The following is a 24853-nucleotide window of genomic DNA, read 5'->3' as shown; positions in this document are numbered from 1 at the left end:
GAGGATTGCCGCATCTTGTTTCAAGGCGCGACAAATAGGATAAGTCGTTGACTACAAAGGGAATGATCGCGAAACAAGCTAGAAATATATTCAGCTATTGTCGGACGAGGACGTAGGGGTTTGTAGGCGTTTTCTCCGAGGGCTTGGGCTTGCGGTTTAGCGCAAGCCCAAGGGTAGCTCAAGCTCGAACAGCTTCCGGCAAGGGCAGCGCCAGCAGGCGTTCGTCCAGCAGGCCCAGCCCCTCCTGGAACAGCTGGTTGCTGCGCTCGGTATCCCCCAGCCCGGCCAGCAGGCGCGCCAGTTCGGCGCAGGCCTCGGGATTGCGTTGCAGGCGCAAGCTGCTTTCCAGATAGTCACGCGCCTTGCCCCACAAGCGGTTCTGCAGGCTCAACCGCCCCAGGGTGAGCAGCAGGCCAGGGTCATCGCCGTGCTGCTTCAACCAGCCTTCGGCGGTCTGCAGCTGGCGCGCCAGGTCGGTACCGCGCACCAGGCCATAGAGCCGCGCCAGGTGGCTCTCATACTGGCGCTTGAGTGCTGTGCGCAACACCTCTTCAGCCTCGCTCTCCGCCCCCAACTGCCGCAACTGCTCGGCATAGGCCAACACCAGTTGCGGCTCCTGACGCTGAGCGGTGGTCAGCTGCTGCCAGGCCCGTTCCAGGGACTGACGGGCACTCTGCTCCTCACCTTCACGGCTGGCGGCCAGGCTGAGGTTCTCGCCCCAGGCGCGTCGCTCCAGCTCCGCCAGTTCAGTGGCGGGCAGGACCTTGTCCTTGCGCAGCTCAGGCATCAACCGGATCAGCGCCGACCAGTCACCGCGCTCACGGTACAGCCGCTGCAACAAACGCAGCACCTGGGCGTTATGCGGATGACGCTCTTGCATGGCCTGCAAGGTGACCAGCGCCGCATCGCTTTCACCGTGATCCATCTGCAGCTGAGCATGGCTCAAGGCAATCGCCAGCTCCGCCTGCGGCTGGCGCTCCAGGGCGCGCTCGAGCAGGTTGTCACGGTCTTCGGTGCGCCCCAGTTCGTTCGCGGCGCGCGCAGCGCCCAGGTAGTACAGCAGCGGTTGACGCTCCGCTTCGGCGGCGCGCTGCAGGTGGCGCTGAGCGCTGGCCCAGCGGCCCTCGGCAAGGTCCAGCTGGCCCTGCTCGATGGCCAGACGGGTACGACGACTGCGGTTGCGGCGCGACCAGGGATTGACCACACCGCTGGAAGTCAGCACCAGGCCGACCAGATAGCGCACCAGCAGCACGGCGAGAATGATGCCGGCCAACACCGCCAGTGCCGCCCAGAGCCCGGATTGATAGCGAAAGCTGCCGTAGGAAATCAGCACATAACCGCTGTGCTTGGCGATCGCGATCCCGAGTGCGGCAGCGGCCGCAATGGCCACCACCGCCAACAGGTAGACGCGTTTCATGGTTTGCCCTCCTCGGCCGGCAAGTGCCGGCGCTCGAGGTAGGCTTGAACCGCACTAAGGCTGTCGGCCAGGTCCGGGACCACCACCGATACCGGCTCTTCGGCCAGAGCATTGAGGCTGTCGAGCATTGCCTTGCTTTGCGGGTTGTCCGGGTTGAAGTTGGCCAGCAGCACGCTGCGCGCATCATCCAGGGCCTGGGTATACACCTTGGCTTCGCCATTGAGCGCAGCCCACTGGGCCTGCTCGATGGTCAGGCTGAGCGCCAGGCGCAGTTGATTGAGCGACTGCCCGGCAAGCAATGGACGAACATTTTCGTCGGCGTTGAAATCAATCTGGAAGTACTTGGACAGCTCCGCCCACCACTGCGACCAGCGACTGGCGCCATCGCCATCGGCGGTCAAGGCACCCAGGGCATTGGCATCGCTGTTGAATTCCGGCGACACCGCACTGAGCTGCTGTACCAGTTCACGCTGGGCCGCCAGTTTCAGGAACAAGCCGGTACGGTCCGGTTGCTGGACGCTGCTGAGGGTGGCCAGGCTTTTCGCCAGCTGCTCACGGGCGGCAAAGGCACCCGGGTCGCTCTGCTCGCGCAGAATGTCATCGGCACCCTGGACCAGTGCGCGGGCACTGACGATGTCCTGCAGGGCCGACAAGCGCAGACTGGCCAGACGCAGCAAGTGCTCGGCTTCGGCCAGGCGCCAGTCTTTGCGGCTGGCACCCAGAATACTTTCCAGGCGCTGGCTCAGACGTTGCTGATCGCCCTGCAGTTGCGCCACCAGGCGACGGCGGTCTTCAAGTTCGGTCGCCGCAGGCAAACCCGCCAGCTGCGCCGACATCTGCTGCTCACGCAATTGCAGCGCCTGGGTCTTTTCGCTCAAGGCTTGCAGGTACTGGCCCTGGCCTTGTTCGGCGCCCTGGAGCTGGCGCACCTGCCATACCCCCCAACCGCCAACGGCAACGCCCGCAGCACCGAGCAGCAAGGCCAGGATTGCCAGGCCGTTGCCCGAACGTTTGGCCGGCGCGGTGGCGGAGGGTTCAGACGCGTCAGGCGTCGATTGCAAGTCATCGTTGGGCAAGACAGTTTCGCTCACGTATCCATCCTTTGCATTGGGCTCGTCGCCAATCAGCTTAGCGCTTCAGAGGGCAGGTGCAGGCATTTGCTGCAGGGCTGCCAACAACGCCGCGGCGCTGGCACCGCGACAGTCCACTACATTCTGTGCCCCGGCTGCCCGGGCTTGCGCGGCAACGCGCGGGCTGGGCACGAACAGCGGCAGCTGTGCCAGCTGCGGCCACTTCTCCCCGGCCAGTTGCTGCAAGTGTTCAAAACCCTGCCCACTGCTGACCACCAGGCCGTTCAGGCGTTCCTCGGCAATTCGCGCAGATAATGCGCCGTCCGGATAGGCCGGCAGGTAGCGGCGGTAGAGTTGCAGATAATCGACACTAGCACCTTGCTCGGTGAGACGCTCGGCGAGCAATTCGCGCCCGCCTTCACCACGCATGATCAGTACCCGCGGTGCCGGACCGGCAATCGCCTGGTGCAACGCGGGCAGTTGCAGGAGTGCTTCGCTGTCATCGCCGGCCGGCGGAAAACTGACCTGGCAGCCCTGGTCCTGAAGAATCTGCGCAGACGCAGCCCCCACGGTAAACCAGGCTGACTGCGGCAGCTGCGGCCAAAAGCGGGCCAGCTCCGCCAGCCCCAGGCGCGCAGCCGGCTTGCTGACCACGATAATCGCAGCGTAGCGATCAAACCCGCGCAGCAGGCCGAGCTGGGGCTCATCCAGGCTCAAGGCCTCGATCTCCAGCAGCGGCAGGCTGCTGCTGGCAACCCCTTGCTCAGCCAGCACCTGTGCCAGCGCGGTGCATTCTTCCGCCGGCCGGGTCAGGAGCAGGCGCCAGCCGCTCACGGGTGACCGGCCTCGCCATACACGGCTTTGAGGATGTCTTCGGCGCCTTGCTTGAGCAGGTCTTCGGCAACCTGAACGCCCAGGGCCTCAGCATCGCCACGCGGCGCACGGGCCTGAGCGGTCAGCAGCTTGCCACCGCTCGGTTCGCCGACCAGGCCGCGCAGCCACAGTTGGTCGCCCTCCAGCACGGCGTAACAGGCGATCGGCACCTGGCAGCCGCCATTGAGGTGCTTGTTCAGCGCTCGCTCGGCAGTCACGCGGTCAGCCGTGTCCTGATGGTGCAAAGGCGCCAGCAGCGCATGGATCTCGCGGTCGGCGCTGCGGCATTCGATACCCACCGCGCCCTGGCCACCGGCAGGCAGGCTGTCATCGACACTGATGCCGGAGGTGATGCGCTCTTCAAAGCCGAGACGGATCAGGCCGGCAGCAGCGAGGATGATCGCGTCGTACTCGCCGGCGTCGAGCTTGGCCAGACGGGTGTTGACGTTGCCGCGCAGGAAACGGATCTCGAGGTCTGGGCGACGGCTCAGCAACTGGGCCTGACGACGCAGGCTGGAGGTGCCGACGATACTGCCGGCGGGCAGCTCATCGAGGCTCTTGAAGGTATTGGAAACAAAGGCGTCACGCGGGTCTTCGCGCTCGCAGATGCAATACAGGCCCAGCCCCTCGGGGAAGTCCATCGGCACGTCTTTCATCGAGTGCACGGCGATGTCAGCCTGGTTTTCCAGCAATGCGGTTTCCAGTTCCTTGACGAACAGGCCCTTGCCACCGATCTTCGACAGCGGCGAGTCGAGCAGCTTGTCGCCGCGACTGACCATAGGCACCAAGGTTACCAGCAGACCAGGGTGGGCCTGCTCCAGACGGGCTTTGACGTATTCGGCCTGCCACAGGGCAAGGGCACTTTTACGCGTGGCAATGCGGATTTCGCGAGTGGACATGGATCGATCCGTACAAAGATAGATGTAACGGATGATAACAGTTCATTCAGACCCGCTTGCAGATCTATGTCACAGGAGAAATTAACCATCCCTGGTAGGAATATTCTCCAATCCCGGCCTAGAGGTGCTGCATCATCTTGCGCACGCCCGCCACATGCCGACGGCTGACGATCAGCGCATCGCCATTGAGGCCTTTGAGAAACAGCTGAAAATGCCCCAGCGGCGTGCGCTGCAAACGCTCGATGCGGTTGCGGGCCACCAGGGCGTTGCGGTGAATACGCACGAAACGATCACCAAACTCGTCTTCCAATGCTTTAAGTGGCTCATCCAGGAGCACTTCACCGGACTCATGGCGCAAGGTCACGTACTTGTGATCGGCGATAAAGTAAATCACCTGGTCCAGGGGGATCAGCTCGATGCCTTTGCGGGTTCGCGCACTGATGTGGCTGCGCGGGCCACTGCCGCTCTCGGCTGCCGGTCGCGTCAGCGCCGCCAGCTGCACCCGACTGGGCCGCTCGGCCTTGCGCAACGCTTCGCGCAGGGCATCGGCCGTTACCGGTTTGAGCACATAACCCAGAGTGCTGTCCGTAAACGACTGTACGGTGAATTCGTCGTCTCCGGTACAGAACACCACGGCAGGCGGGGCTTCGCGTTCGCACAGGCGAGCGGCGACCTGGAGACCATCCAGGCCCGGCATGCGGATGTCGAGCAGGACTACCTCGGGTTTGAGGCTGTCAATAAGGGCCAGAGCCTCTTCGCCATTGGTGGCGCTGGGCTCCAGCACTGTATAGCCCCCCAGTTCGCCAAGCAGTCGGCTCAGGCGTTCCCGGGCTTGGGCTTCGTCATCAACGATCAGGACATTCATATTGCGCTGGATTCCTGCGTGAGTCTCGCACAAGGGTAGCGTAGACAGGTGAGGTGACGACCGTCACGGCAATCCACGCTCAGACTCGCACGATGGCTAAAGATTCACTGGCTCAGCATGAAACATGCCGAGCCTCTGTCCAACTGTAGACGGTTGCCGGAACGCTGCCGTTCATTCGATAAATATCCTGTTGCGAACGCCCTGTCGCCTGCCTTTACCGCGACATAATCACGCATTTGCCCCGACCGCCGTCCTGCGGCACGCGCCTCAACCCTGTTATCATCGACGCCACTTTTCCGTTCACGCCTTCAACGAGTGAATCCATGAGCACCGACAAGACCAATCAGTCCTGGGGCGGCCGCTTCAGTGAGCCCGTCGACGCCTTCGTCGCCCGTTTCACCGCCTCCGTCAATTTTGACCAGCGCCTGTACCGCCACGACATCATGGGTTCGATCGCCCACGCCACCATGCTGGCGAAGGTCGGCGTGCTCACAGACGCCGAGCGCGACACCATCATCGATGGCCTGAAAACCATCCAGGCTGAAATCGAGGCCGGCAACTTCGACTGGCGCGTCGACCTTGAAGACGTGCACATGAACATCGAAGCACGCCTGACCGACCGCATCGGCATTACCGGTAAAAAGCTGCACACCGGCCGTAGCCGCAACGACCAGGTCGCCACCGACATCCGCCTGTGGCTGCGTGACGAAATCGACCTGATCCTGGCCGAGATCACCCGCCTGCAGCAGGGCCTGCTGGAGCAGGCCGAGCGCGAAGCCGAAACCATCATGCCCGGCTTCACCCACCTGCAGACCGCCCAGCCAGTGACCTTCGGCCACCACCTGCTGGCCTGGTTCGAGATGCTCAGCCGCGACTACGAGCGTCTGGTCGACTGCCGCAAGCGCACCAACCGCATGCCCCTGGGCAGCGCCGCGCTGGCGGGCACCACCTACCCGATCGATCGCGAACTGACCTGCCAGCTGCTGGGCTTCGAAGCCGTGGGCGGCAACTCGCTGGACGGCGTCTCCGACCGCGACTTCGCGATTGAATTCTGCGCCGCAGCCAGCGTGGCGATGATGCACCTGTCGCGCTTCTCCGAAGAGCTGGTGCTGTGGACCAGCGCCCAGTTCCAGTTCATCGACCTGCCTGACCGCTTCTGCACCGGCAGCTCGATCATGCCGCAGAAAAAGAACCCGGACGTTCCGGAGCTGGTTCGCGGCAAGACCGGCCGTGTGTTCGGCGCCCTCACCGGCCTGCTGACCCTGATGAAAGGCCAGCCGCTGGCCTACAACAAGGACAACCAGGAAGATAAAGAGCCGCTGTTCGACGCCGCCGACACCCTGCGCGATTCGCTGCGTGCCTTTGCCGACATGATCCCGGCGATCAAGCCGCGCCACGCGATCATGCGTGAAGCCGCCCTGCGTGGTTTCTCCACCGCAACCGACCTGGCTGACTACCTGGTACGTCGTGGCCTGCCGTTCCGTGATTGCCACGAAATCGTCGGCCACGCGGTCAAGTACGGTGTCGATACCGGCAAGGACCTGGCCGAGATGAGCCTGGAGGAACTGCGCCAGTTCAGCGACCAGATCGAACAGGACGTATTCGCCGTGCTGACCCTCGAAGGTTCGGTCAACGCCCGTGACCACATCGGCGGTACCGCCCCGGCGCAAGTACGCGCCGCCGCAGCCCGCGGCAAGGCGTTGCTGGCCAGCCGCTAAGCCCTGCGCACAGGCTCGCCGGCGTCCTGCCGCGAGCCTGCTGCATCTGCTGTCAGCGCTTGCCGCTACGCACCATTTCAAGGAACGCCGGCATCTGCGCCTCCTTGTCGGCCATGATCTTCTGCACATTCGGATTGTTCTTGAAGCGCTCAAGCAGCTCGCGCGCTTGCGGGAAGTCCTCCAGCACATCGATGCCGAAGATCTTTTTGCCCACCGCATAAGCCAGATCGACGCTGAAGCAGAACATCACATCGGCGATGGTCAGGCTGTCGCCGGCGACATACGGGCTGAACTTGCCGTTGCGCTTGAGGGTGGCAATACCTGCCAGCAACTCGGTCTTGGCCTTGTCCTTGATGGCCTGGTCTACCTGGGCACCAAAGAAAGCTTCGGGGAAGCAGGCGCGGGCCGGCAACTCGATGTACAACTCGATTTCCTTGGCCAGTTCATGCACCTTGGCCTGGGCGAAAACCCCTTCAGGCAACAGCGCCTTACCCGCCTGGGTCCGCTCGATGTAATCGAGGATCAGGTTGGTTTCACTGAGAAAACCGTGCTCGGTCTCCAGCGTCGGCACCTTGCCGCGCGGGCTCATCTTCAGTGCTTCGGGGCTCTGGCCGCCGAAAAACGGCACTTCTTCAAACGGTACACCCTTTTCCAGCAGCGCCAGCTTGACCATGTTGTAGTAGTTGCTGACGGCAAATCCATAAAGCTTAAGCATGAAAACAGCCTCCAGGCCGTAAAGGGGTTGGCCGGATTGTTATAGACCCATGACCGGGTACTGACCAGCATCATGGAGATTGTCGATAGCCGGGCATTGACGCTTGGCTCATGGCAAACTGGGTGCCCCTTCAGAGGAGATCGCCCATGAGCGAGCCAACCGACATCGACAGCGACGAAGAAGAGTTCGCCGAGTCGACCCTGATCGAAGCGATCGAAAACCAGATTGAAAGCGACAACCCGCCAGCGGCCAAAGCCACGTTCAACAAGCTGACCCTGGTGGGTTACGAGCGCGAAGACATCCTCAACCTCATGGCCCATGTGCTGGCCCACGAGATTGACGCGATGCTCGAAGATGATCGCGCCTTCAACACCGAATGGTATGAAACCGCTTTGCGCGCCCTGCCCGAGCTGCCGCCGGAAAAGGACTGAAGCAAAGCAGGATTTCCCTGACTACACTGCAAAACCAGGCACCGGCGACGGTGCTGCCCTCCTTGTCTGGAAGTCGGAGTCTCTATGTCGTTTACCCCCGAACTGATTGCCGAGCTGGAAGTCCTTGCCCTGTTCAACCTGGATAGCAGCCAGGAAGGCATCAAGGTCCATAACACTGCCTCCAAAGAACTCATCGCTGCAGCTCAACGCCTGTACGACAAGCAACTGACCGACCAGCCTGATGGCGGTTATCTGACCAGTCTGGGGCATGATGCTGCCGAGCACGCGCAGCAGCTGTTGACCATCCTGAACGTCGCCCAGCCTGCCTGAGAACAATGATCATCGCGGGGCAAGCCCGCTCCCACAGGATTAACACCACCTGTGGGAGCGGGCTTGCCCCGCGATGCATTGAGTGCTAATAAAATGGCGTCAAAATTAAATTAACGCTTAAACTCGCCACAGCTTCCCCCCAGACGGCCGGTTGTAGCCCGCGATGAACCACCCCCACGAAATCCGCCCCGACCTTGATCAGGGCATTGACCGCAAGGTGCTCAGCCAGCTGCGCCAACGCTTCCTGACGCTCAATCGGGGGCGCCTGGAGCGAGCCATGGACGGACTGTCGAGCCGTCAACAGCAGGTCATGACCCTGCTGCCGCTGTTCTTCCACGTCAATCATCCGCTGCTGCCCGGTTATGTGTCCGGCGCTACACCGGCGGGGGTCGCCAATTTCGAACCCGATGCCCAGCTGTTGGCCGAAGCCCAGCGCCTGACCCGTTCGTTCGCCTACAAGGCGCGCCGCGGCAACCCGCCCCAGCCGATCCACGGCCTGTTCCTGATGGGCAGCCTGGGCACCCTGGCCCAGGCCGAGCAGAGCGACATGGACGTCTGGGTCTGCCACGCCGCCGACCTCAATGACAGTGACCTGGAGGAGCTACGCAAAAAGTGCCAGCTCCTGGAGAGCTGGGCCGCCAGCCAGGGTGCCGAAGCCCACCTGTTCCTGATCGAGCCGGAGAGCTTCGCCAAAGGCGAACGCGACAGCAAACTGAGCTCCGATGACTGCGGCACCACCCAGCACTACCTGCTGCTCGACGAGTTCTACCGCACCGCCATCTGGCTCGCCGGACGTACACCTTTGTGGTGGCTGGTGCCGGTCTACGAAGAACCGCGCTACCACCGCTACATCGAAACCCTGCTGTCCAAGCGCTTCGTGCGCGCCGAGGAGCACCTCGACCTCGGCCATCTGGCGCATATCCCGCCCGGCGAGTTCGTCGGCGCCGGGCTCTGGCAACTGTTCAAGGGCATCGAGTCGCCGTACAAGTCGGTGCTCAAGCTGCTGCTGACCGAGGTCTATGCCAGCGAACACCCACAGGTGCAGTGCCTGAGCCTGCAGTTCAAACAGGCAGTGTTCGCCAATCGCCTCGACCTCGACGAACTCGACCCGTACATGATGGTTTACCGGCGCATCGAGCGGTACCTGCTAGGGCGCGGCGAACAGCAGCGCCTGGAACTGGTGCGCCGCAGCCTGTACCTGAAAGTGAACAAGAAACTCAGTGGCCTGGCCCGCCAACGCAGCGCCAGCTGGCAACGCGACCTGCTGCAGCGGCTGAGCCAGGAATGGGGCTGGGACGAACGTCAGCTGGCCCTGCTCGACAGCCGCAGCCAGTGGAAAGTGCGCCAGGTCGAGGTCGAGCGCCGCGAGCTGGTGGCCGAGCTCAACTACAGCTACCGCTTTCTGTGCCAGTTCGCCCGTGGCCAGAACGCCAGCAGCCGCATCGACCAACGCGACCTCAGCGTCCTTGGCCGACGCCTGTATGCGGCCTTCGAACGCCGCGCCGGCAAAGTCGAATTCATCAACCCGGGAATCGCCCCGGACCTCGCCGAAGACACCCTGACCCTGGTCCAGTCGCCCAACCGCAAAGAGCCAGGGCAACTCCACTGGGGCCTGTACAACGGCAATCTTGGCGTGCACGAGTGGGAGCACTTCGCCCCGATCAAACGCTGCCGCGAGCTGCTCGAACTGTTGACCTGGGCCCACCGCAACGGCGTGATCGACAGCAGCACGCGTCTGGCCCTGCACCCGGGTAGTAGCGACCTGAGCGAGTACGAGCTGTTCAACCTGCTCGGTAGCCTGCAACAGAGCGTCGCCCTGCCCTTGCCGGCGGTCAGCGAACAACGCCTGCTGCAGCCAAGCGAGGCTGACGAAATCCTCTTGCTGGTCAACGTCGGCGTCGATCCGCTGCGTCACCATCGCGACCTGAACATCCTGATGACCACCGAGCGCACCGACTCGCTGAGCTATGCCGGCGTGCGCGAGAACCTGGTGCTGACCCTGGACCAGGTCACCCTCAACAGCTGGAACGAGGTCCAGGTACACCGCTACGACGGCGAACATGCCCTGCTACGCTGCCTGCGAGATTTCCTCGGCAACCTCGGCGCCAACCATTCGCCCAGATTGCGCGTACGTTGCTTCTGCCATAACCGCGCCCAGGCCATCGCCCAGCGGGTAGAGGAAGTATTCACCAGCGCCCAGGCACTGCTGGCGCAGCATCTCAACCACCGCTATCTGCTGCAGGTCCAGCAGCACACTCATGTACTGGAATTGCAGGCCGGGGCGGTGAACCTGGTCACGCTTGATGATCAGGAAGCCGTGCTGCGTTACCTCAGCGAAGAACGCAGCGACTACAGCCCGCTGCACCTGGATGCCAACGCCCTGCAGGAGCTGGACCTGGCCCAGATCCTGCCCTTGGGCCAGCCGCAGTGCATCCAGCTGTTCTACCGGGTGCAGGATGCCTGGGCGGATGTCTACGTACTGGATGAGCACAACGCGCTATGGCAACAACGCCTGCCGTTTCATGATGAAAACAGCCTGTTGCTGCCGTTGCAGCGTTTTCTGCAGTCGGTCGTGTTTCGCCGTGAAGCCCGCCTGCCGCTGGACAGCCTGCAGGCCCAGGGCTCGCTGGATATTCTTTATTACCAATTGTTGCCATCAGGCACTGGCAAGGTCCGTCAGGTGGAAACGCGGCAGGTTACGATCACCGCCATCGACACGCCCTATTACGAAGTGCAGGCGATTCTGCAGGCAGGCGCCAGCGATGACGTGCAGGTCACGTTGTACTGCAATCAGCGGGAGTTTTCCGAGCTTGAACATGGCGACCAGCTGTATGCCGTGGTCGCCCGCGAAATCATCGGGCAGCGCCGCGAGACCGAGCGCTACCGTTGCTACATCACCGACCTGGACCTGTCCGGCCTGCTGGCCGACGGCCTGGGTTCGAGCATTCTCTACCTGCGCTACAAGGGCGAGCTGGAGCGGGCGCTCAACGAAGCCCTGGCGCAGGCATAAGGCTCAGAGGTCGAAGTCGCCCGCAGCTTCTGGCTGATACTCGACCGCCAGCAGCTCAAGCTTCAGGGTCTTGCCGCCCGGGAGTGACCAATCAATTTTGGCGCCCACCGAAAGGCCCAGCAGCGCGCTGCCAACCGGCGCGAGGATCGAGATCTTGCCCTCGTCGGCATTGGCATCCTTCGGATAGACCAGCGTCAGGTGGTAGTCCTTGCCGCTGGCTTCTTCGCGGCAATGAACCCGGGAGTTCATGGTCACGACACCGGCCGGAACTTCCTCGTGACCGACCTGCTCGGCGCGGTCCAGCTCGTCCTGCAAGGCGAGCACACCCGGAGAATCCTGCGTCTTCTCGTCGAGGCTGTCGATCAGACGCTCGAGACGCTGAACGTCCAATCGGGTGACGATAATGGAAGGCTTGGTGCTCATGATCCAGTCAGACTCCTTTTTTTGAGCGATATAAAGCAAAACCCCGCCCAAGGGCGGGGTTTGCAGGAATTCGGCACAGCCGAAGCAAGCTCGACACTACCACAGCCAAGTAAATACACAATACCCGCAGGGTTTAGGCCGATCCTGCCAGTTGCCGACGCGCCTGGGCTTGCGCGCAGATCTGCCGGCGCTGTTGGTCATCGGCCGAACGCCACTGACGAATATCTTCGACATGGCGAAAGCAGCCAATGCAGACCTTGTGCTCATCCAGTCGGCAGGTGCTGATGCAAGGCGACGGCACCGCCGGACTGACATTGCTATAGAGCGGCTTGGCCGGCTTTGGCGCGTTGCTCATCTCAGATCTCTTCGAAGTCGAGCTTGACGCCCGCACGCTCCCAGACGATGCGCTCAAGCATCTCGCCCAGCAGCTCTTCGCTTTTCTCGCAGGTCCACTTGCCGTTCGCTTCGTCGTAGTCGAAGTGGAAGCCACCGGACTTGTCGGCCAGCCACAGCTGACGCAGCGGCTCCTGGCGGCTGAAGATCAGCTGGGCGCCGTCTTCGAACTTGATGGTCAGGATCCCTGCCGAGTTCTCCATGTCCAGATCCAGATCAGCTTCGTCGAACAGGTCTTCCAGGGCCTGTTGGGTCGCGTCGACCAGGTCGTGAAAACGCGCTTCGGTCAAACTCATTGCAAGAACCTCAAAAATGTCTGCACACACGCAAGCCGGGCAAGATACGAGCGCGGCGCGCCGAATGCAAAGGATAACGCCCGCCACCTCCCCCCGGCAGCCCCCGCCCGACGGCGGGCCGCCCGCATAGGCAAGGCGGCAGGCGCTCGGTATACTCGGGCGCAATACTGCTTATTACAAAGGATTACGCCATGAAGCGCCTGATCTCCACCCTCGCGGCGCTCGTCGCGGTTGCCTGCCTCGTTTCCGCCTGCGGCCAGAAGGGCCCGCTGTACCTGCCAGAAGACGGCAAAGACGGTCAAAAGTCGCAATCGCACAAGCACCAGTAAGGGTAACCCATGGACGCTTTCAACTACCGCGACGGTCAACTGTTCGCGGAAGGCGTGGCCCTGTCGGCCATTGCCGAACGTTTCGGCACGCCAACCTATGTCTACTCGCGCGCCCACATCGAGGCCCAGTACCGTAGCTATGCCGACGCTTTGCAGGGTGTTTCGCACCTGGTGTGCTTTGCCGTCAAAGCCAACTCCAACCTCGGCGTGCTGAACCTGCTGGCCCGTCTGGGTGCAGGCTTCGACATCGTTTCCGGCGGTGAGCTGGAGCGTGTGCTGGCCGCCGGTGGCCGCGCCGATCGCGTGGTTTTCTCCGGTGTCGGCAAGACTCGTGAAGACATGCGTCGCGCCCTGGAAGTCGGCGTGCACTGCTTCAACGTCGAGTCCACCGACGAGCTGGAACGCCTGCAAGTGGTTGCCGCCGAGATGGGCCTGCGCGCGCCGATTTCGCTGCGGGTCAACCCGGACGTCGATGCCGGCACCCACCCGTACATCTCCACGGGTCTGAAAGAAAACAAGTTCGGTATCGCCATCGCCGATGCCGAAGAGGTGTACATTCGCGCCGCCCAGTTGCCTAACCTGGAAGTGGTCGGTGTCGACTGCCACATCGGCTCGCAACTGACCACGCTGGAACCCTTCCTCGACGCCCTCGACCGCCTGCTGGCGCTGATCGACCGCCTCGGCGACTGCGGTATCCACCTGCGTCACCTGGATCTGGGTGGCGGTGTTGGCGTGCGTTACCGTGACGAAGAGCCGCCGTTGGCCGGCGACTACATCAAAGCCATCCGCGAACGCCTCGGCGAGCGCGACCTGGCCCTGGTGTTCGAACCGGGCCGCTACATCGTGGCCAACGCCGGTGTCCTGCTGACCCGCGTCGAATACCTCAAGCACACCGAACACAAAGACTTCGCCATCGTCGATGCGGCCATGAACGACCTGATTCGCCCGGCCCTGTACCAGGCCTGGATGAACGTCACCGCGGTGCAGCCGCGCGCCGGTGAAGGGCGTACCTACGACGTGGTCGGACCGATCTGCGAAACCGGCGATTTCCTGGCCAAGGAGCGTACGCTGAACCTGGCCGAAGGCGATCTGCTGGCGGTGCACTCGGCGGGCGCCTATGGTTTTGTCATGAGCTCGAACTACAACACCCGTGGTCGCTGCGCCGAGGTCCTGGTCGATGGTGACCAGGCGTTCGAAGTTCGCCGCCGGGAAACCGTAGCCGAGTTGTTCGCCGGCGAAAGCCTGCTGCCGGAGTAAACCCATGCTACTGCGTTTTACCAAAATGCATGGGCTGGGCAACGACTTCATGGTCCTCGACCTGGTCAGCCAGCATGCGCACATCTTGCCCAAGCACGCCAAGCAATGGGGCGATCGCCACACCGGTATCGGCTTCGACCAGTTGCTGATCGTCGAAGCGCCGAGCAACCCGGAGGTGGATTTCCGCTATCGGATCTTCAACTCCGACGGTTCCGAGGTCGAGCAGTGCGGCAACGGTGCGCGCTGCTTCGCCCGCTTCGTGCTGGACAAGCGCCTGACCGCGAAAAAGCGTATCCGCGTTGAAACCAAGGGCGGCATCATCGAGCTGGACGTGCGCAACGACGGGCAGATCTGCGTCGACATGGGCCCGCCTCGCCTGGTGCCGGCCGAGATTCCGTTCGACGCCCCGGCCCAGGCCCTGAGCTACCCGCTGGAGGTGGCCGGAAAGCAGGTCGAACTGGCCGCGGTGTCGATGGGCAACCCCCACGCCGTGCTGCGCGTCAACGACATCAACAGCGCCCCGGTGCACGAACTGGGTCCACAGATCGAGCACCATCCGCGCTTCCCGCAGCGGGTCAACGTCGGTTTCATCCAGGTCATTGACCGCCATCGCGCGCAATTGCGTGTCTGGGAACGCGGCGCCGGGGAAACCCAGGCCTGCGGTACCGGGGCCTGCGCCGCTGCCGTGGCCGCGATCAGCCAGGGCTGGATGGACTCGCCTTTGCTGATCGACCTGCCCGGTGGACGCCTGTCCATCGAGTGGGCCGGCCCTGGCCAGCCGGTGTTGATGACTGGCCCGGCCGTACGCGTCTTTGAAGGACAGGTTCGTCTATGAGTGAGTGCCAACCATGACCGATCAGCCCCAGGCTCCCGCCGAACAGCCCACCGACCTTAGCGCCGAGGGCTCGACGCCCGCCTTCGGGGCTGAGGCCGTGGTTGCCTTTCTACGTGACAACCCGACGTTCTTCGCCGAACACGACGAGTTGCTCAGCGAGCTGCACATTCCCCATCAGCGCGGCGATAGCGTTTCGCTGGTGGAGCGTCAGCTCAAGCTGCTGCGCGACCGCAACATCGAGATGCGCCACCGTCTCTCGCAGTTGATGGACGTGGCCCGTGACAACGACCGGCTGTTCGACAAGACCCGCCGGCTGATTCTCGACCTGCTCGATGCCGACAGCCTGGAAGCCGTGGTCATGGCCGTCGAAGACAGCCTGCGCCAGGAGTTCAAGGTGCCCTTCGTCAGCCTGATCCTGTTCGGCGAATCCGCCGCGCCAGTCGGGCGCTGGGTCAATAGCGCCGACGCCCAGCAAGCCATCGGTGGCCTGTTGTGCAGCGGCAAGACGGTCAGCGGCAATCTGCGTGACCATGAGCTGGACTTCCTGTTCGGTGAAGACCAGCGCAAGGAAGTCGGCTCCACCGCCGTCGCCACCCTCAACCACCAGGGCCTGCACGGCGTACTGGCCATCGCCAGCCGTGACCCGCAACACTACAAAAGCACGGTCGGCACCCTGTTCCTCAGCTACATCGCTGAAGTGCTCGGCCGCGTGGTGCCACGCTTTACCCAGACCTTGCGCCCGGTGCGCTGATGGAACGCCAGCTGCAGGCCTTCTGCGCGCACCTGCGCAATGAGCGTCAGGTGTCCGAGCACACCCAGCTGGCTTACCGCCGCGACCTCGACAGCGTCCTGGCCTACTGTGCCAAGTCCGGTATCGACAGCTGGAATGCCCTGCAGATCCAGCACCTGCGCCAGTTTATCGCCCGCCAGCATCACCACGGCCAGTCGTCCCGTAGCCTTGCCCGGCTGCTCTCGGCAGTGCGCGGTTTCTACCGCTACCTCAACCGCGAAGGCCTGTGCAGCCATGATCCGGCCAATGGCCTGTCGGCGCCCAAGGGTGAACGGCGCCTGCCGAAAACCCTCGATACCGATCGTGCCTTGCAGTTGCTCGAAGGCGCGGTGGAAGACGACTTTCTCGCCCGTCGTGACCAGGCCATGCTTGAGCTGTTTTATTCCTCCGGCTTGCGCCTGTCGGAGCTGACCAGCCTCGATACCAACCAGCTCGACCTGCCCGCAGGCCTGGTCCAGGTGCACGGCAAGGGCAGCAAAACGCGGGTATTGCCGGTCGGCCGCAAGGCACGCGAAGCCCTCGAACAATGGCTCGCATTACGCGGCATCAGCGCACCACAGGACAACGCCGTGTTCGTCAGCCGCCAGGGCCGTCGCCTCGGCCCCCGGGCTATCCAGCTGCGCGTACAGGCTGCCGGCGAACGTGAGCTGGGCCAGAACCTGCACCCGCACATGTTGCGGCACTCTTTTGCCAGCCACCTGCTCGAATCGTCCCAGGACCTGCGCGCCGTGCAAGAGATGCTCGGCCATGCCGACATCGCCACCACGCAGATCTACACTCACCTTGATTTCCAGCACCTGGCCGCCGTCTATGACAGCGCCCACCCTCGGGCTAAACGCAGTAAGGGCAGCGATTCATGAGCATCAAGCTGATCACCTTTGACCTCGACGACACCCTGTGGGACACCGCCCCCGTGATCGTTAGCGCCGAAGCCATCCTGCGCGACTGGCTGGCCGCCAATGCGCCGGACCTTGGCGCCGTACCCGTGGAGCACCTGTACGCCATCCGTGAGCGCCTGGTGCAGGCTGAGCCCGGGCTCAAGCACCGCATCAGTGCCCTGCGCCGCAAGGTGCTGTTCCGCGCCCTCGAGGACGTCGGTTACAGCGAGAACAAAGCCCGGGAGCTTGCCAACGAAGGCTTCGAGGTGTTCCTCCACGCGCGTCACCAGATCGATATTTTTCCCGAGGTCCAGCCGGTGCTGGAGATCCTGCGCCACAGCTACACCCTCGGCGTGGTCACCAACGGCAATGCCGATGTGCGCCGCCTGGGTCTGGCCGACTACTTCAAGTTCGCCCTGTGCGCCGAGGACCTGGGGATTGGCAAGCCCGACCCTCAGCCTTTTCTTGAAGCGCTGCGCCAGGGCCAGGTCGAAGCCCATGCGGCGGTGCATATCGGCGACCATCCCGGCGACGACATTGCCGGCGCCCAGCGCGCGGGCCTGCGGGCCATCTGGTTCAACCCGCAGGGCAAGACCTGGGAGGCCGACAACCGTCCCGACGCTGAAATCCAGCGCCTTTCGCAGCTGCCCGAGCTGCTCAACAGCTGGCGCTGATCCCGCTCCTACAGACAGGCACAAAAAAGCCCGCAGCGACGGCGGGCTTTCTTGCTGACGGAACCACTCAGATAGGGCGGCTACCGTACTTGTTGTCCGGCTTCTTGGGCGGATCGGCGACCACGTTGGCCTCCACTTCCTGCACCTTGCCGCCACGGGAGAGGAACTCTTCCATAGCTTTGGCCAGGGCATCACGCTCCTTCTGCTTGGCTTCCATGCTCGGCATCTCGTCTACCGAGACAGCTGCCGACTTGGACTTGCCCTTGGCAACAGGTACCGGGCTGTCGTCACCGCTGTCGTCAGCCACATCATCGGCTGCCGCTTCGAGGCCTTCATCACCTTCGTCTTCGTCGCCTACTTCGAGGTCGTCATTTTCCAGATCGTCGTCGCTCATGTTCTACCTCATGACTTGCGAAAAGCACATTAGTTATAGACCAGCAGCGCCGTAAATCGACAGCCGCCGGAAAAATTCAAAGGGTCGCGGGTTTGCCGCCACCTCGGGTGTGCGCCAAAGAGCCTGGCGAACACCGTGCAGGTCCCGCTCTTGGCAGGGCCTGACGAAATTAAAGAGCTGCCGATAGTGAACCGTCGGCCTACCCTGGCGTGATCAGCCTGCTCATTGGCAAGCCTAGCAAAGGGTAGCGAAGTTTGCGGACAGCTTGTCAGCTCCCTTCGGCGCGCATTCTAGCGTGCTCAGAGAAAAAGCAAAGTGCCTAACTATCACTCTGGTCTGTAAGTTTTCTGCCTATCTGCAGCCAGCCGAAAAAGTGGCGGCAAAAGCGCCGAAAGAAACCGTTTGCGTTGCCTGAAAGCGACAAACTGCAGGCAAAAAAAATGCCCGGCAAGCCGGGCAAGATTTTTCGAGACGGTTACAGGTTGTAGCCGCGCTCGTTGTGTTGCGCCAGGTCGAGACCGACCGACTCTTCTTCTTCGTTAACCCGCAGGCCCATCACCAGATCCAGCACCTTGAGAATCACGTAGGTGACGATCGCGGTGTAGATCACGGTAAAGCCGACGCCCTTGGCCTGAATCCAGACTTGCGCGCCGATGTCTTCGACGGTGCCGAAGCCACCCAGTGCCGGGGCTGCGAACACGCCAGTGAGGATCGCGCCGACGATACCGCCGATACCGTGCACACCGAAGGCGTCCAGCGAGTCGTCGTAGCCGAGCTTGCGCTTGAGGCTGGTGGCGCAGAAGTAGCAGATCACACCGGCTACCAAGCCGATTGCCAGGGCGCCCATCGGGCCGACAGTGCCGGCAGCCGGGGTGATGGCGACCAGGCCAGCGACCACACCCGAGGCAATGCCCAGAGCGCTTGGCTTACCGTGGGTCAGCCATTCGGCGAACATCCAGCCCAGCGCCGCCGCGGCGGTGGCGATCTGGGTTACCAGCATGGCCATGCCCGCAGTGCCGTTGGCGGCCGCGGCGGAGCCGGCGTTGAAACCGAACCAGCCGATCCACAGCATGGCCGCGCCCATCAGGGTGTAACCGAGGTTGTGCGGGGCCATCGGCGTGGTCGGGAAGCCCTTGCGCTTGCCCAGCACCAGGCAGGCGACCAGACCTGCGATACCGGCGTTGATGTGCACCACGGTGCCGCCCGCAAAGTCCAGAACGCCCCAGTCCCACATCAGGCCACCGTTGCCGCTCCAGACCATGTGGGCAATCGGTGCGTAGACCAGGGTGAACCAGATGGCCATGAAGATCAGCATCGCCGAGAACTTCATACGCTCGGCAAAGGCACCGACGATCAGCGCCGGGGTGATGATCGCGAAGGTCATCTGGAAGGTGATGAATACCGCCTCGGGGAACAACGCCGCCGAAGAGGTCAGGCTCGCAGGCGTCACGCCAGCCAGGAAGGCTTTGGACAGGCCGCCGACGAAGGAATTGAAGTTGACTACACCTTGCTCCATACCGGTGGTATCGAACGCCAGGCTATAGCCGTAAACCACCCACAGCACGCTGATCAGGCCGGTGATCGCAAAGCACTGCATCATCACCGAGAGCACGTTCTTGGAACGCACCATACCGCCGTAGAACAGGGCCAGGCCCGGGATGGTCATGAACAGCACCAGGGCTGTGGCGGTCAACATCCAGGCGGTGTCGCCGGAGTTGAGCACGGGGGCTGCCTCCTCTGCCAGGGCCAGGCCGGGCATTACGAGAGGCAAAAGGGCTCCTAGCCCTGCGAATTGACGCAGAGTCATGTTGTTTTCTCCTGGGGCGTTGGGGTTTGGTGAGGCTTTTTTTAGATCGCGTCGGTATCGGTTTCGCCGGTACGGATGCGAATCGCCTGCTCCAGATTGACCACGAAAATTTTCCCGTCACCGATCTTGCCGGTGTTGGCCGCCTTGGTGATCGCTTCGATGACCCGGTCCAGATCCTTGTCGTCGATGGCGACGTCGATCTTCACCTTGGGCAGGAAATCAACCACATACTCAGCACCGCGATACAGCTCGGTGTGGCCCTTCTGCCGACCGAAGCCTTTGACTTCAGTAACAGTAATACCCTGCACGCCGATTTCAGACAGCGACTCGCGCACGTCGTCCAACTTGAACGGCTTGATGATGGCAGTGACTAGCTTCATGAAACTCTCTCCCGAATTGGTGGACTTGCCCCAGGAAAACAAACCCGACTCAAGTCTAAGCGCAGCGCCTGGCTTTGTAACGCGTCGTCGACCGAAACCGCTTGATGCTCCGCCTGCACCCCGTTTCGTCACGGTGACTGCATCAGTGCATGGGTCACCAAGGTCTTAGCAGAAACCTTGCCAGATCCGCTAAATCGTCCAATTACAGGCACTTGCGTTGAACGCTGTTAATTGGCCAGTCGCCATCAGCGTTTCGCTGCACAATTACGGTGCGTGACGATTGACCGCGATGCGCAAAAAGCGTGCAGCTCAAGGCCGCTAATACTGCGTGCTACACTGGCGCCCCACTTGGATACAGCGGATAGCCGAACATGCTCGCGCCCAAAGCCTTTCTCGATGCCCTGAGCGACCAAGCCTCGCGCCTGTTCAGCGGCGACACCTCGCAACCTCGCGCCGAACTCGAAAGCCAGTTCAAAGCCCTGCTGCAAAGCGGCTTCAGTAAACTGGAACTGGTCAGCCGGGAAGAATTCGACAGCCAGATGGTCGTCCTGGCCCGCACCCGCGCCCGTCTTGAAGCGCTGGAGGCCAAGGTCGCCGAAATGGAAGCACGCCTGAACCCGCCTGCGGCGGAATAAGCCAGCGCCGCCATCACACATCACAGCCAGCAGAGGTTCCCCGATGAAAGTCAGTGCACGTAACGTGTTCAAAGGTACCGTCAGCAATGTCCAGGCCGGCGCGGTCAATGCCGAAGTCACCCTGAAACTGTCTGGCGGTGAGCAGTTGGTGGCCGTGGTGACCATGGCCAGCCTGCAGAGCCTCGGCATTGCCGTGGGCAAGGATGCAGTCGCGCTGGTCAAGGCACCGTGGGTGGTGCTGATGACCGACAGCGGCGGTTACAGGTTCTCGGCCCGCAACTGCCTCGAAGGCAAAGTTGTGCGGGTGAGCGAAGGCGCGGTGAATTCCGAGGTGGTGGTGCAACTGGCCGGTGGCACCGAGGTGTTCTCCATCGTTACCCGCGAGGCGGTCGACGAGCTGGGCCTGAAGCCCGGCGTGTCGGCGACCGTGGTGATCAAGGCCTCGCATATCATTTTGGGCGTCGCCGGCTAAACACCCGGCAGCACCGGCCTCATCGCCGGCAAGGCCGGCTCCCACAATGGTTCGGCATGCTCGACCCCTGTGGGAGCTGGCCTTGCCAGCGATCGATCGCAACGCGGTCACAGATCTAGCCTGTAAAAAACAGACTCACTCTTTCTCGCCTTGGCCCTTCTCACCCCACTATCTTTGTTAAGCCGCAGGACGCGGCCCCGTATCGATCATGGAGTGTTCATGTCTCTCGCCCTTGTCCACAGTCGCGCTCAGGTCGGAGTATCGGCCCCGGCGGTCAGTGTCGAAGCCCATCTGGCCAACGGCCTGCCGGCGCTAACCCTGGTCGGTTTGCCTGAAGCGACCGTCAAGGAGAGCAAAGACCGCGTGCGCAGCGCGATCCTCAATTCGGGCCTGGAGTTCCCCGCCCGGCGCATCACCCTCAACCTCGCCCCGGCAGACTTGCCCAAAGACGGCGGACGCTTCGATCTGGCGATTGCCTTGGGGATTCTTGCCGCCAATGGCCAGTTCCCGGCCACCGCCCTGGGCGAACTGGAATGCCTGGGAGAACTGGCGCTATCCGGCACCATACGCCCGGTACAAGGTGTGCTACCGGCTGCCCTGGCAGCCAGAGCAGCCGGCCGGGCACTGGTAGTCCCTCAAGAGAATGCCGAGGAAGCCTGCCTGGCATCAGGTCTGGTGGTGTTCGCGGTCGGGCATCTGCTGGAGCTGGTAGCCCACCTCAACGGGCAGACACCGCTCAATCCCTACGCCGCCAACGGTTTGCTGCTGCAGGTCCGGCCGTATCCCGATCTGAATGAAGTCCAGGGCCAGCAAGCCGCCAAACGCGCGCTGCTGGTCGCCGCCGCCGGGGCGCACAATCTGCTGTTCAGCGGCCCGCCGGGCACCGGCAAAACCCTGCTCGCCAGCCGTCTACCCGGCCTCTTGCCGCCGCTGGATGAACGCGAGGCCCTGGAGGTGGCGGCGATTCAATCGGTAGCCAGCCACGTACCGCTCAGCAGCTGGCCGCAGCGACCGTTCAGACATCCTCACCACTCCGCTTCCGCGGCGGCGCTGGTAGGTGGCGGCAGCCGCCCGCAGCCCGGCGAGATCACCCTTGCCCATCACGGTGTGCTGTTTCTCGATGAATTGCCGGAATTTGAACGGCGGGTGCTGGAAGTGCTGCGCGAGCCATTGGAGTCAGGCGAAATCGTCATCGCCCGGGCCAAAGACAAGATCCGCTTCCCGGCACGCTTCCAGCTGGTCGCGGCGATGAACCCCTGCCCCTGTGGATATCTCGGCGACCCCAGCGGACGCTGCCGTTGTGGCAGCGATCAGATCCAGCGCTACCGCAACAAGCTCTCCGGCCCCTTGCTCGACCGCATCGACCTGCACCTGACCGTTGCCCGCGAGGCCACGGCCTTGTCCCCGGTTGCCGGCAATGGCGAAAGCAGCGCCAGCATCGCGGCGCACGTCGCCAGCGCCCGGGTGCTTCAGCAACAGCGTCAGGGCTGCGCCAATGCCTTTCTCGACCTGCCGGGCCTGCGCCAGCACTGCACGTTATCCACCGCCGACCAGCACTGGCTGGAAAGCGCCTGTGAACGCCTCAGCCTGTCGCTGCGCGCGGCACATCGCCTGTTGAAGGTGGCCCGAACCCTGGCGGATCTTGAGCAGGCCAGGCTTATTGACCGCTCGCATCTTGCCGAAGCATTGCAGTACCGGCCGACAACTACAGCGTGAGCAATTATTTCAGTCTTGAAATATAGAGTTCCCGATATTTTATTAATGCACTCACGTAATAGCAAGCGCCCTTCATCGACTTGCTTCGCCGATAACGACCATTATAATAGTAAGGAATTCCACAACGCGCGTAGTGCTTGATGATCTACAATTTTCGACTAAAAAACAGCGACCTTGTGGAGTTTAATTCCGAGCACTGCAAGATTATTATCAGCAAAAACCAAGGTGAGCCAGAGGAATTAACACTGGCGCGCGCAGAGTCGCGAATACTCGAACTTCTGCTGATGGAACCCGGCGCGATCTGTTCGCGCGAAGCGATTCTGGAGTTCGCCTGGGATGACCGCGTCGTCTCGGCAGGCAGCCTCAACCAATCCATTTTCATGCTCAGAAACGTCCTCGGCGACGGCAAGGATCACGAGATAGTGATCACTGTGCCGCGACGCGGCTATCGCTTCAACAGCGACCATATGGTCGCCCCTTCCGAGGCCGTTGAGGCGCCTTTAGATGAGCCTCAGCAGGCAAGTCCGGTTGCGCCCGCCCCCTCGCCGGACAACAGGCAAGGCATTGGCACGGCGGTGATTCTCGGGTACCTGGCGGCGACAGTATTTGCTGTCTTGTCCATTTGGCGCCTGGTTGCCTGGTATGAGCCGACCCGTGAATTGCATGTTGCAGTTATCAAACAAGGCGAACTTTCAATTTCAGCAGTCGGCAAGAACGAGCAAGAAGTAAACACGCTCAAAACTGACATATCCAATTTAAACTTGCCCACAGAAAACATCAAAGGCGAGGTCTTTATCAGCCGTAAAGGATCGCGGATGAATATGTCCTGCATCCGCACAACAGGACACACTTACAACTTTGAATTTCAGCTCCAGAATGAGCAACTCATCAATATGTTGAAAAAATGCGCGGGCGAATAATGAAAAACAATCGAGTAGCTTGGCGCCACTGGTTAGTTATCGCCGCTATTTTTCTGGCAGGTCTGGTAATGCAATTGATTGCACTGCCGCGCCCCTACATTAATAGTCAGCCTTATCGTACCGAGGGCCGAAACTTCATAGAAAATGAAATAATGGAGTCCAAGGAAGCGCTGACCATCAGTGAACCCAGCGCAGTGATTAGTGTACTTGAGCGCCTCGGCGATAAAGAGCGGCATGTTGCCGTTGGCGCCTCGCTCGTTGATACCTCGCGCTGGCGAGTAAAGATCAAAGTTGAAGATCTCCAGGCCAGTAGCCAGACCGAACTGTTCGACGTCAGCCGTCATTCCGATCTGTTGTTTGCCCGTCAGTACTTCAGGCTCGGCTCTATCCTCAGCCTGGTCATCATCCCTACCGACAGCGATGCGCTGTGCTACTACTTCCTTGAGCTCGACCGGATGCGCTGCATGAGCAATTGATGGCGGACCGCGGCGCACGCCGTGTGAACCGGCGCGAAGGCCATAAATAACAATTTTTGATTCCTGTTTTCCTCACTCGCGGCCCTAGAGTGGGGATAGCCCGGTCACCTCAACGTGACTTCAACAGGAATTCCCATGCACTTTAAAACACTTTCGCTGCTGTTGCTCTCGATGACCCTGTTTGGTTGTTCGATGGCGCCAAGCATCGACACCGCGATAACCCCGGAACAACAAAAAACCAACGCACCTCTGCACGTTATCGAACACGATGACGGTACCGTTGCGTGGAAGAAATCTGATGCGCCTTTGTCGAAAAACCATGACAAAGCAATTTTCCTCAACTTGCCGAAAAGTATTTCTTTCGACAGTACCGATCCGCGCCTTGCCAAGTTTAATGGTGATGCAGACAAACTGCGCCAACACTTCCGAACCCAGTTGGTAAAACAACTCACCGCTGGCGGTTATCGCCTGGTCGACAAACCCACCAAGGGCGCACTGTCACTACAAGTATCGGTTGCCGATATTGAACGCAAACCGCGTGATCCTAATGTCACCGAATACATTCCCATCGGCATGCTGGTCGGCCTCTCCCTGCACGCCACTGGCGTACGCGATGAAACCCTTTATCTGTTCTTCCAGAGCGAAGTCAGCGACAGCCTGAGCGGTGAAACCCTTGCCCGCGCCGTAGACCGGGCCAGTGGCCGGAACATCGGCCAGGACAAGGCCCCTGTGATCGAGGACATCTACCCGGCCATGGACACCGCCGCGCAGATGATCCGTGAACGCCTGGACAGAGAGTTCCTGCCCAAGAAACCGGCTTGATCAGCCCTTTCTCCCATTAACCAAACTC

Annotated in this window: 28 protein-coding genes and 1 pseudogene; 16 read left to right on the top strand and 13 right to left on the bottom strand. The window is 61.9% G+C overall.

Going from position 1 to position 24853, the window contains the following annotated elements:
• Positions 1-178: 178 nt before the first annotated feature.
• The 6 genes and pseudogenes from AC07OF_RS01540 to AC07OF_RS01515 form a co-directional block, all read right to left on the bottom strand.
• Positions 179-1417 (bottom strand): heme biosynthesis protein HemY, encoded by a 1239-nt coding sequence (locus tag AC07OF_RS01540; protein ID WP_157194635.1) that lies wholly within the window; start codon positions 1415-1417, stop codon positions 179-181.
• Positions 1414-2508 carry a uroporphyrinogen-III C-methyltransferase gene (locus tag AC07OF_RS01535; protein WP_232478217.1) on the bottom strand — a complete coding sequence of 365 codons (1095 nt, stop codon included), beginning with the start codon at positions 2506-2508 and terminating at the stop codon, positions 1414-1416. Before AC07OF_RS01535 ends, AC07OF_RS01540 begins: the two co-directional genes overlap by 4 nt.
• A 45-nt stretch (positions 2509-2553) precedes the next feature.
• Positions 2554-3321: a uroporphyrinogen-III synthase gene (locus tag AC07OF_RS01530; RefSeq protein ID WP_495072506.1), complete on the bottom strand. Its 768-nt coding sequence runs from the start codon at positions 3319-3321 to the stop codon at positions 2554-2556.
• Complete coding sequence (gene hemC, locus AC07OF_RS01525; RefSeq protein ID WP_157194636.1) at positions 3318-4259, bottom strand: hydroxymethylbilane synthase; 942 nt, start codon at positions 4257-4259, stop codon at positions 3318-3320. Before hemC ends, AC07OF_RS01530 begins: the two co-directional genes overlap by 4 nt.
• Before the next feature lie 118 nt (positions 4260-4377).
• Positions 4378-5124: a LytR/AlgR family response regulator transcription factor gene (locus AC07OF_RS01520; protein WP_157194637.1), complete on the bottom strand. Its 747-nt coding sequence runs from the start codon at positions 5122-5124 to the stop codon at positions 4378-4380.
• Positions 5121-5228: pseudogene (locus tag AC07OF_RS01515) on the bottom strand (sensor histidine kinase); the annotation flags it as partial. The gene AC07OF_RS01520 and the pseudogene AC07OF_RS01515, both read right to left, overlap by 4 nt.
• Before the next feature lie 219 nt (positions 5229-5447).
• Here AC07OF_RS01515 and argH point away from each other — a divergent pair.
• The gene (argH, locus tag AC07OF_RS01510) at positions 5448-6842 is read left to right on the top strand and encodes an argininosuccinate lyase (protein WP_038615780.1); all 1395 of its coding nucleotides are present in this window, start codon (positions 5448-5450) and stop codon (positions 6840-6842) included.
• 52 nt (positions 6843-6894) lie between these two features.
• On the opposite strand, the gene AC07OF_RS01505 is transcribed toward argH, so the two are convergent.
• Positions 6895-7557 (bottom strand): glutathione S-transferase family protein, encoded by a 663-nt coding sequence (locus tag AC07OF_RS01505; RefSeq protein WP_495072505.1) that lies wholly within the window; start codon positions 7555-7557, stop codon positions 6895-6897.
• 146 nt (positions 7558-7703) lie between these two features.
• On the opposite strand from AC07OF_RS01505, the gene AC07OF_RS01500 reads away from it, so the two are divergent.
• The 3 genes from AC07OF_RS01500 to AC07OF_RS01490 all read left to right on the top strand — a co-directional run bounded on the left by AC07OF_RS01500 (position 7704) and on the right by AC07OF_RS01490 (position 11328).
• Positions 7704-7988: a hypothetical protein gene (locus tag AC07OF_RS01500; RefSeq protein WP_191830543.1), complete on the top strand. Its 285-nt coding sequence runs from the start codon at positions 7704-7706 to the stop codon at positions 7986-7988.
• Positions 7989-8072: 84 nt separating this feature from the next.
• Positions 8073-8318, top strand: coding sequence for a TIGR02647 family protein (locus AC07OF_RS01495; protein WP_038615787.1), 246 nt, complete (start codon positions 8073-8075; stop codon positions 8316-8318).
• A gap of 163 nt (positions 8319-8481) precedes the next feature.
• Positions 8482-11328, top strand: coding sequence for a class I adenylate cyclase (locus tag AC07OF_RS01490; protein WP_495072504.1), 2847 nt, complete (start codon positions 8482-8484; stop codon positions 11326-11328).
• A 3-nt stretch (positions 11329-11331) separates the two neighbouring features.
• On the opposite strand, the gene rnk is transcribed toward AC07OF_RS01490, so the two are convergent.
• The 3 genes from rnk to cyaY all read right to left on the bottom strand — a co-directional run bounded on the left by rnk (position 11332) and on the right by cyaY (position 12440).
• The gene (rnk, locus tag AC07OF_RS01485; RefSeq protein ID WP_157194640.1) at positions 11332-11751 is read right to left on the bottom strand and encodes a nucleoside diphosphate kinase regulator; all 420 of its coding nucleotides are present in this window, start codon (positions 11749-11751) and stop codon (positions 11332-11334) included.
• A gap of 133 nt (positions 11752-11884) precedes the next feature.
• Positions 11885-12106: a DUF1289 domain-containing protein gene (locus tag AC07OF_RS01480; protein WP_157194641.1), complete on the bottom strand. Its 222-nt coding sequence runs from the start codon at positions 12104-12106 to the stop codon at positions 11885-11887.
• Position 12107: 1 nt separating this feature from the next.
• Positions 12108-12440: an iron donor protein CyaY gene (gene cyaY, locus AC07OF_RS01475; protein ID WP_157194642.1), complete on the bottom strand. Its 333-nt coding sequence runs from the start codon at positions 12438-12440 to the stop codon at positions 12108-12110.
• A gap of 191 nt (positions 12441-12631) precedes the next feature.
• Between cyaY and lptM the strand changes: the two genes are divergently transcribed.
• Genes lptM through AC07OF_RS01445 form a run of 6 tightly spaced genes read left to right on the top strand, consistent with a single transcriptional unit; the run spans position 12632 to position 17203 of the window.
• Positions 12632-12769, top strand: a complete 138-nt coding sequence (lptM, locus tag AC07OF_RS01470; RefSeq protein ID WP_038615799.1) for an LPS translocon maturation chaperone LptM — start codon at positions 12632-12634, stop codon at positions 12767-12769.
• A 9-nt stretch (positions 12770-12778) separates the two neighbouring features.
• Positions 12779-14026 (top strand): diaminopimelate decarboxylase, encoded by a 1248-nt coding sequence (gene lysA, locus AC07OF_RS01465; RefSeq protein ID WP_191830541.1) that lies wholly within the window; start codon positions 12779-12781, stop codon positions 14024-14026.
• A gap of 4 nt (positions 14027-14030) precedes the next feature.
• A complete protein-coding gene (dapF, locus tag AC07OF_RS01460) occupies positions 14031-14861 on the top strand; it encodes a diaminopimelate epimerase (protein ID WP_157194644.1) in 831 nt (276 codons plus the stop codon).
• A gap of 13 nt (positions 14862-14874) precedes the next feature.
• Entirely contained in the window at positions 14875-15612 is a 738-nt protein-coding gene (locus AC07OF_RS01455; protein WP_495072503.1) for a DUF484 family protein, read from the top strand.
• A complete protein-coding gene (xerC, locus tag AC07OF_RS01450; RefSeq protein WP_495072502.1) occupies positions 15612-16511 on the top strand; it encodes a tyrosine recombinase XerC in 900 nt (299 codons plus the stop codon). The genes AC07OF_RS01455 and xerC overlap by 1 nt, the downstream gene beginning before the upstream one ends.
• Entirely contained in the window at positions 16508-17203 is a 696-nt protein-coding gene (locus AC07OF_RS01445; protein WP_157194647.1) for an HAD family hydrolase, read from the top strand. The genes xerC and AC07OF_RS01445 overlap by 4 nt, the downstream gene beginning before the upstream one ends.
• A 67-nt stretch (positions 17204-17270) precedes the next feature.
• Here the strand turns inward: AC07OF_RS01445 and sutA are convergent, their stop codons facing one another.
• From sutA to glnK, 3 genes are all read right to left on the bottom strand, one after another.
• The gene (gene sutA, locus AC07OF_RS01440) at positions 17271-17597 is read right to left on the bottom strand and encodes a dormancy-specific transcriptional regulator SutA (RefSeq protein ID WP_038615813.1); all 327 of its coding nucleotides are present in this window, start codon (positions 17595-17597) and stop codon (positions 17271-17273) included.
• Between the two features lie 475 nt (positions 17598-18072).
• A complete protein-coding gene (locus AC07OF_RS01435; RefSeq protein WP_157194648.1) occupies positions 18073-19404 on the bottom strand; it encodes an ammonium transporter in 1332 nt (443 codons plus the stop codon).
• A gap of 41 nt (positions 19405-19445) precedes the next feature.
• Positions 19446-19784: a P-II family nitrogen regulator gene (gene glnK, locus AC07OF_RS01430; protein ID WP_002555808.1), complete on the bottom strand. Its 339-nt coding sequence runs from the start codon at positions 19782-19784 to the stop codon at positions 19446-19448.
• Between the two features lie 371 nt (positions 19785-20155).
• On the opposite strand from glnK, the gene AC07OF_RS01425 reads away from it, so the two are divergent.
• The 6 genes from AC07OF_RS01425 to AC07OF_RS01400 all read left to right on the top strand — a co-directional run bounded on the left by AC07OF_RS01425 (position 20156) and on the right by AC07OF_RS01400 (position 24825).
• Entirely contained in the window at positions 20156-20419 is a 264-nt protein-coding gene (locus AC07OF_RS01425) for an accessory factor UbiK family protein (RefSeq protein ID WP_038615819.1), read from the top strand.
• A gap of 43 nt (positions 20420-20462) precedes the next feature.
• A complete protein-coding gene (locus AC07OF_RS01420; RefSeq protein ID WP_157194649.1) occupies positions 20463-20891 on the top strand; it encodes a TOBE domain-containing protein in 429 nt (142 codons plus the stop codon).
• Positions 20892-21110: 219 nt separating this feature from the next.
• Complete coding sequence (locus AC07OF_RS01415; protein WP_495072501.1) at positions 21111-22607, top strand: YifB family Mg chelatase-like AAA ATPase; 1497 nt, start codon at positions 21111-21113, stop codon at positions 22605-22607.
• A 140-nt stretch (positions 22608-22747) separates the two neighbouring features.
• A complete protein-coding gene (locus tag AC07OF_RS01410; RefSeq protein ID WP_157194658.1) occupies positions 22748-23527 on the top strand; it encodes a winged helix-turn-helix domain-containing protein in 780 nt (259 codons plus the stop codon).
• On the top strand, positions 23527-24003 hold the full coding sequence (locus AC07OF_RS01405) for a hypothetical protein (RefSeq protein WP_232478220.1): 477 nt from the start codon (positions 23527-23529) through the stop codon (positions 24001-24003). Before AC07OF_RS01410 ends, AC07OF_RS01405 begins: the two co-directional genes overlap by 1 nt.
• Before the next feature lie 135 nt (positions 24004-24138).
• Positions 24139-24825 carry a DUF3313 domain-containing protein gene (locus AC07OF_RS01400; RefSeq protein ID WP_476446235.1) on the top strand — a complete coding sequence of 229 codons (687 nt, stop codon included), beginning with the start codon at positions 24139-24141 and terminating at the stop codon, positions 24823-24825.
• The last annotated feature ends 28 nt before the right edge of the window (positions 24826-24853 follow it).

It is taken from the genome of Pseudomonas sp. GW821-FHT10B02 (assembly GCF_059415665.1).
The sequence above is the reverse complement of the archived record's forward strand: the minus strand, read 5'-3'. Positions and strand labels throughout refer to the sequence as shown.

What these genes read in the sequence shown, in the direction of transcription:
- AC07OF_RS01400 (WP_476446235.1), top strand. Translation starts at nt 24,139, where the DNA reads ATGCACTTTAAAACACTTTCGCTGCTGTTGCTCTCGATGACCCTGTTT.
- dapF (WP_157194644.1), top strand. Translation starts at nt 14,031, where the DNA reads ATGCTACTGCGTTTTACCAAAATGCATGGGCTGGGCAACGACTTCATG.
- AC07OF_RS01445 (WP_157194647.1), top strand. Translation starts at nt 16,508, where the DNA reads ATGAGCATCAAGCTGATCACCTTTGACCTCGACGACACCCTGTGGGAC.
- AC07OF_RS01540 (WP_157194635.1), bottom strand. Translation starts at nt 1,417, where the DNA reads ATGAAACGCGTCTACCTGTTGGCGGTGGTGGCCATTGCGGCCGCTGCC.
- AC07OF_RS01410 (WP_157194658.1), top strand. Translation starts at nt 22,748, where the DNA reads ATGATCTACAATTTTCGACTAAAAAACAGCGACCTTGTGGAGTTTAAT.
- AC07OF_RS01415 (WP_495072501.1), top strand. Translation starts at nt 21,111, where the DNA reads ATGTCTCTCGCCCTTGTCCACAGTCGCGCTCAGGTCGGAGTATCGGCC.
- hemC (WP_157194636.1), bottom strand. Translation starts at nt 4,259, where the DNA reads ATGTCCACTCGCGAAATCCGCATTGCCACGCGTAAAAGTGCCCTTGCC.
- AC07OF_RS01500 (WP_191830543.1), top strand. Translation starts at nt 7,704, where the DNA reads ATGAGCGAGCCAACCGACATCGACAGCGACGAAGAAGAGTTCGCCGAG.
- AC07OF_RS01405 (WP_232478220.1), top strand. Translation starts at nt 23,527, where the DNA reads ATGAAAAACAATCGAGTAGCTTGGCGCCACTGGTTAGTTATCGCCGCT.
- AC07OF_RS01435 (WP_157194648.1), bottom strand. Translation starts at nt 19,404, where the DNA reads ATGACTCTGCGTCAATTCGCAGGGCTAGGAGCCCTTTTGCCTCTCGTA.
- lptM (WP_038615799.1), top strand. Translation starts at nt 12,632, where the DNA reads ATGAAGCGCCTGATCTCCACCCTCGCGGCGCTCGTCGCGGTTGCCTGC.
- AC07OF_RS01505 (WP_495072505.1), bottom strand. Translation starts at nt 7,557, where the DNA reads ATGCTTAAGCTTTATGGATTTGCCGTCAGCAACTACTACAACATGGTC.
- glnK (WP_002555808.1), bottom strand. Translation starts at nt 19,784, where the DNA reads ATGAAGCTAGTCACTGCCATCATCAAGCCGTTCAAGTTGGACGACGTG.
- AC07OF_RS01490 (WP_495072504.1), top strand. Translation starts at nt 8,482, where the DNA reads ATGAACCACCCCCACGAAATCCGCCCCGACCTTGATCAGGGCATTGAC.
- xerC (WP_495072502.1), top strand. Translation starts at nt 15,612, where the DNA reads ATGGAACGCCAGCTGCAGGCCTTCTGCGCGCACCTGCGCAATGAGCGT.
- cyaY (WP_157194642.1), bottom strand. Translation starts at nt 12,440, where the DNA reads ATGAGTTTGACCGAAGCGCGTTTTCACGACCTGGTCGACGCGACCCAA.
- sutA (WP_038615813.1), bottom strand. Translation starts at nt 17,597, where the DNA reads ATGAGCGACGACGATCTGGAAAATGACGACCTCGAAGTAGGCGACGAA.
- AC07OF_RS01420 (WP_157194649.1), top strand. Translation starts at nt 20,463, where the DNA reads ATGAAAGTCAGTGCACGTAACGTGTTCAAAGGTACCGTCAGCAATGTC.
- AC07OF_RS01480 (WP_157194641.1), bottom strand. Translation starts at nt 12,106, where the DNA reads ATGAGCAACGCGCCAAAGCCGGCCAAGCCGCTCTATAGCAATGTCAGT.
- argH (WP_038615780.1), top strand. Translation starts at nt 5,448, where the DNA reads ATGAGCACCGACAAGACCAATCAGTCCTGGGGCGGCCGCTTCAGTGAG.
- rnk (WP_157194640.1), bottom strand. Translation starts at nt 11,751, where the DNA reads ATGAGCACCAAGCCTTCCATTATCGTCACCCGATTGGACGTTCAGCGT.
- AC07OF_RS01425 (WP_038615819.1), top strand. Translation starts at nt 20,156, where the DNA reads ATGCTCGCGCCCAAAGCCTTTCTCGATGCCCTGAGCGACCAAGCCTCG.
- AC07OF_RS01495 (WP_038615787.1), top strand. Translation starts at nt 8,073, where the DNA reads ATGTCGTTTACCCCCGAACTGATTGCCGAGCTGGAAGTCCTTGCCCTG.
- lysA (WP_191830541.1), top strand. Translation starts at nt 12,779, where the DNA reads ATGGACGCTTTCAACTACCGCGACGGTCAACTGTTCGCGGAAGGCGTG.
- AC07OF_RS01455 (WP_495072503.1), top strand. Translation starts at nt 14,875, where the DNA reads ATGACCGATCAGCCCCAGGCTCCCGCCGAACAGCCCACCGACCTTAGC.
- AC07OF_RS01520 (WP_157194637.1), bottom strand. Translation starts at nt 5,124, where the DNA reads ATGAATGTCCTGATCGTTGATGACGAAGCCCAAGCCCGGGAACGCCTG.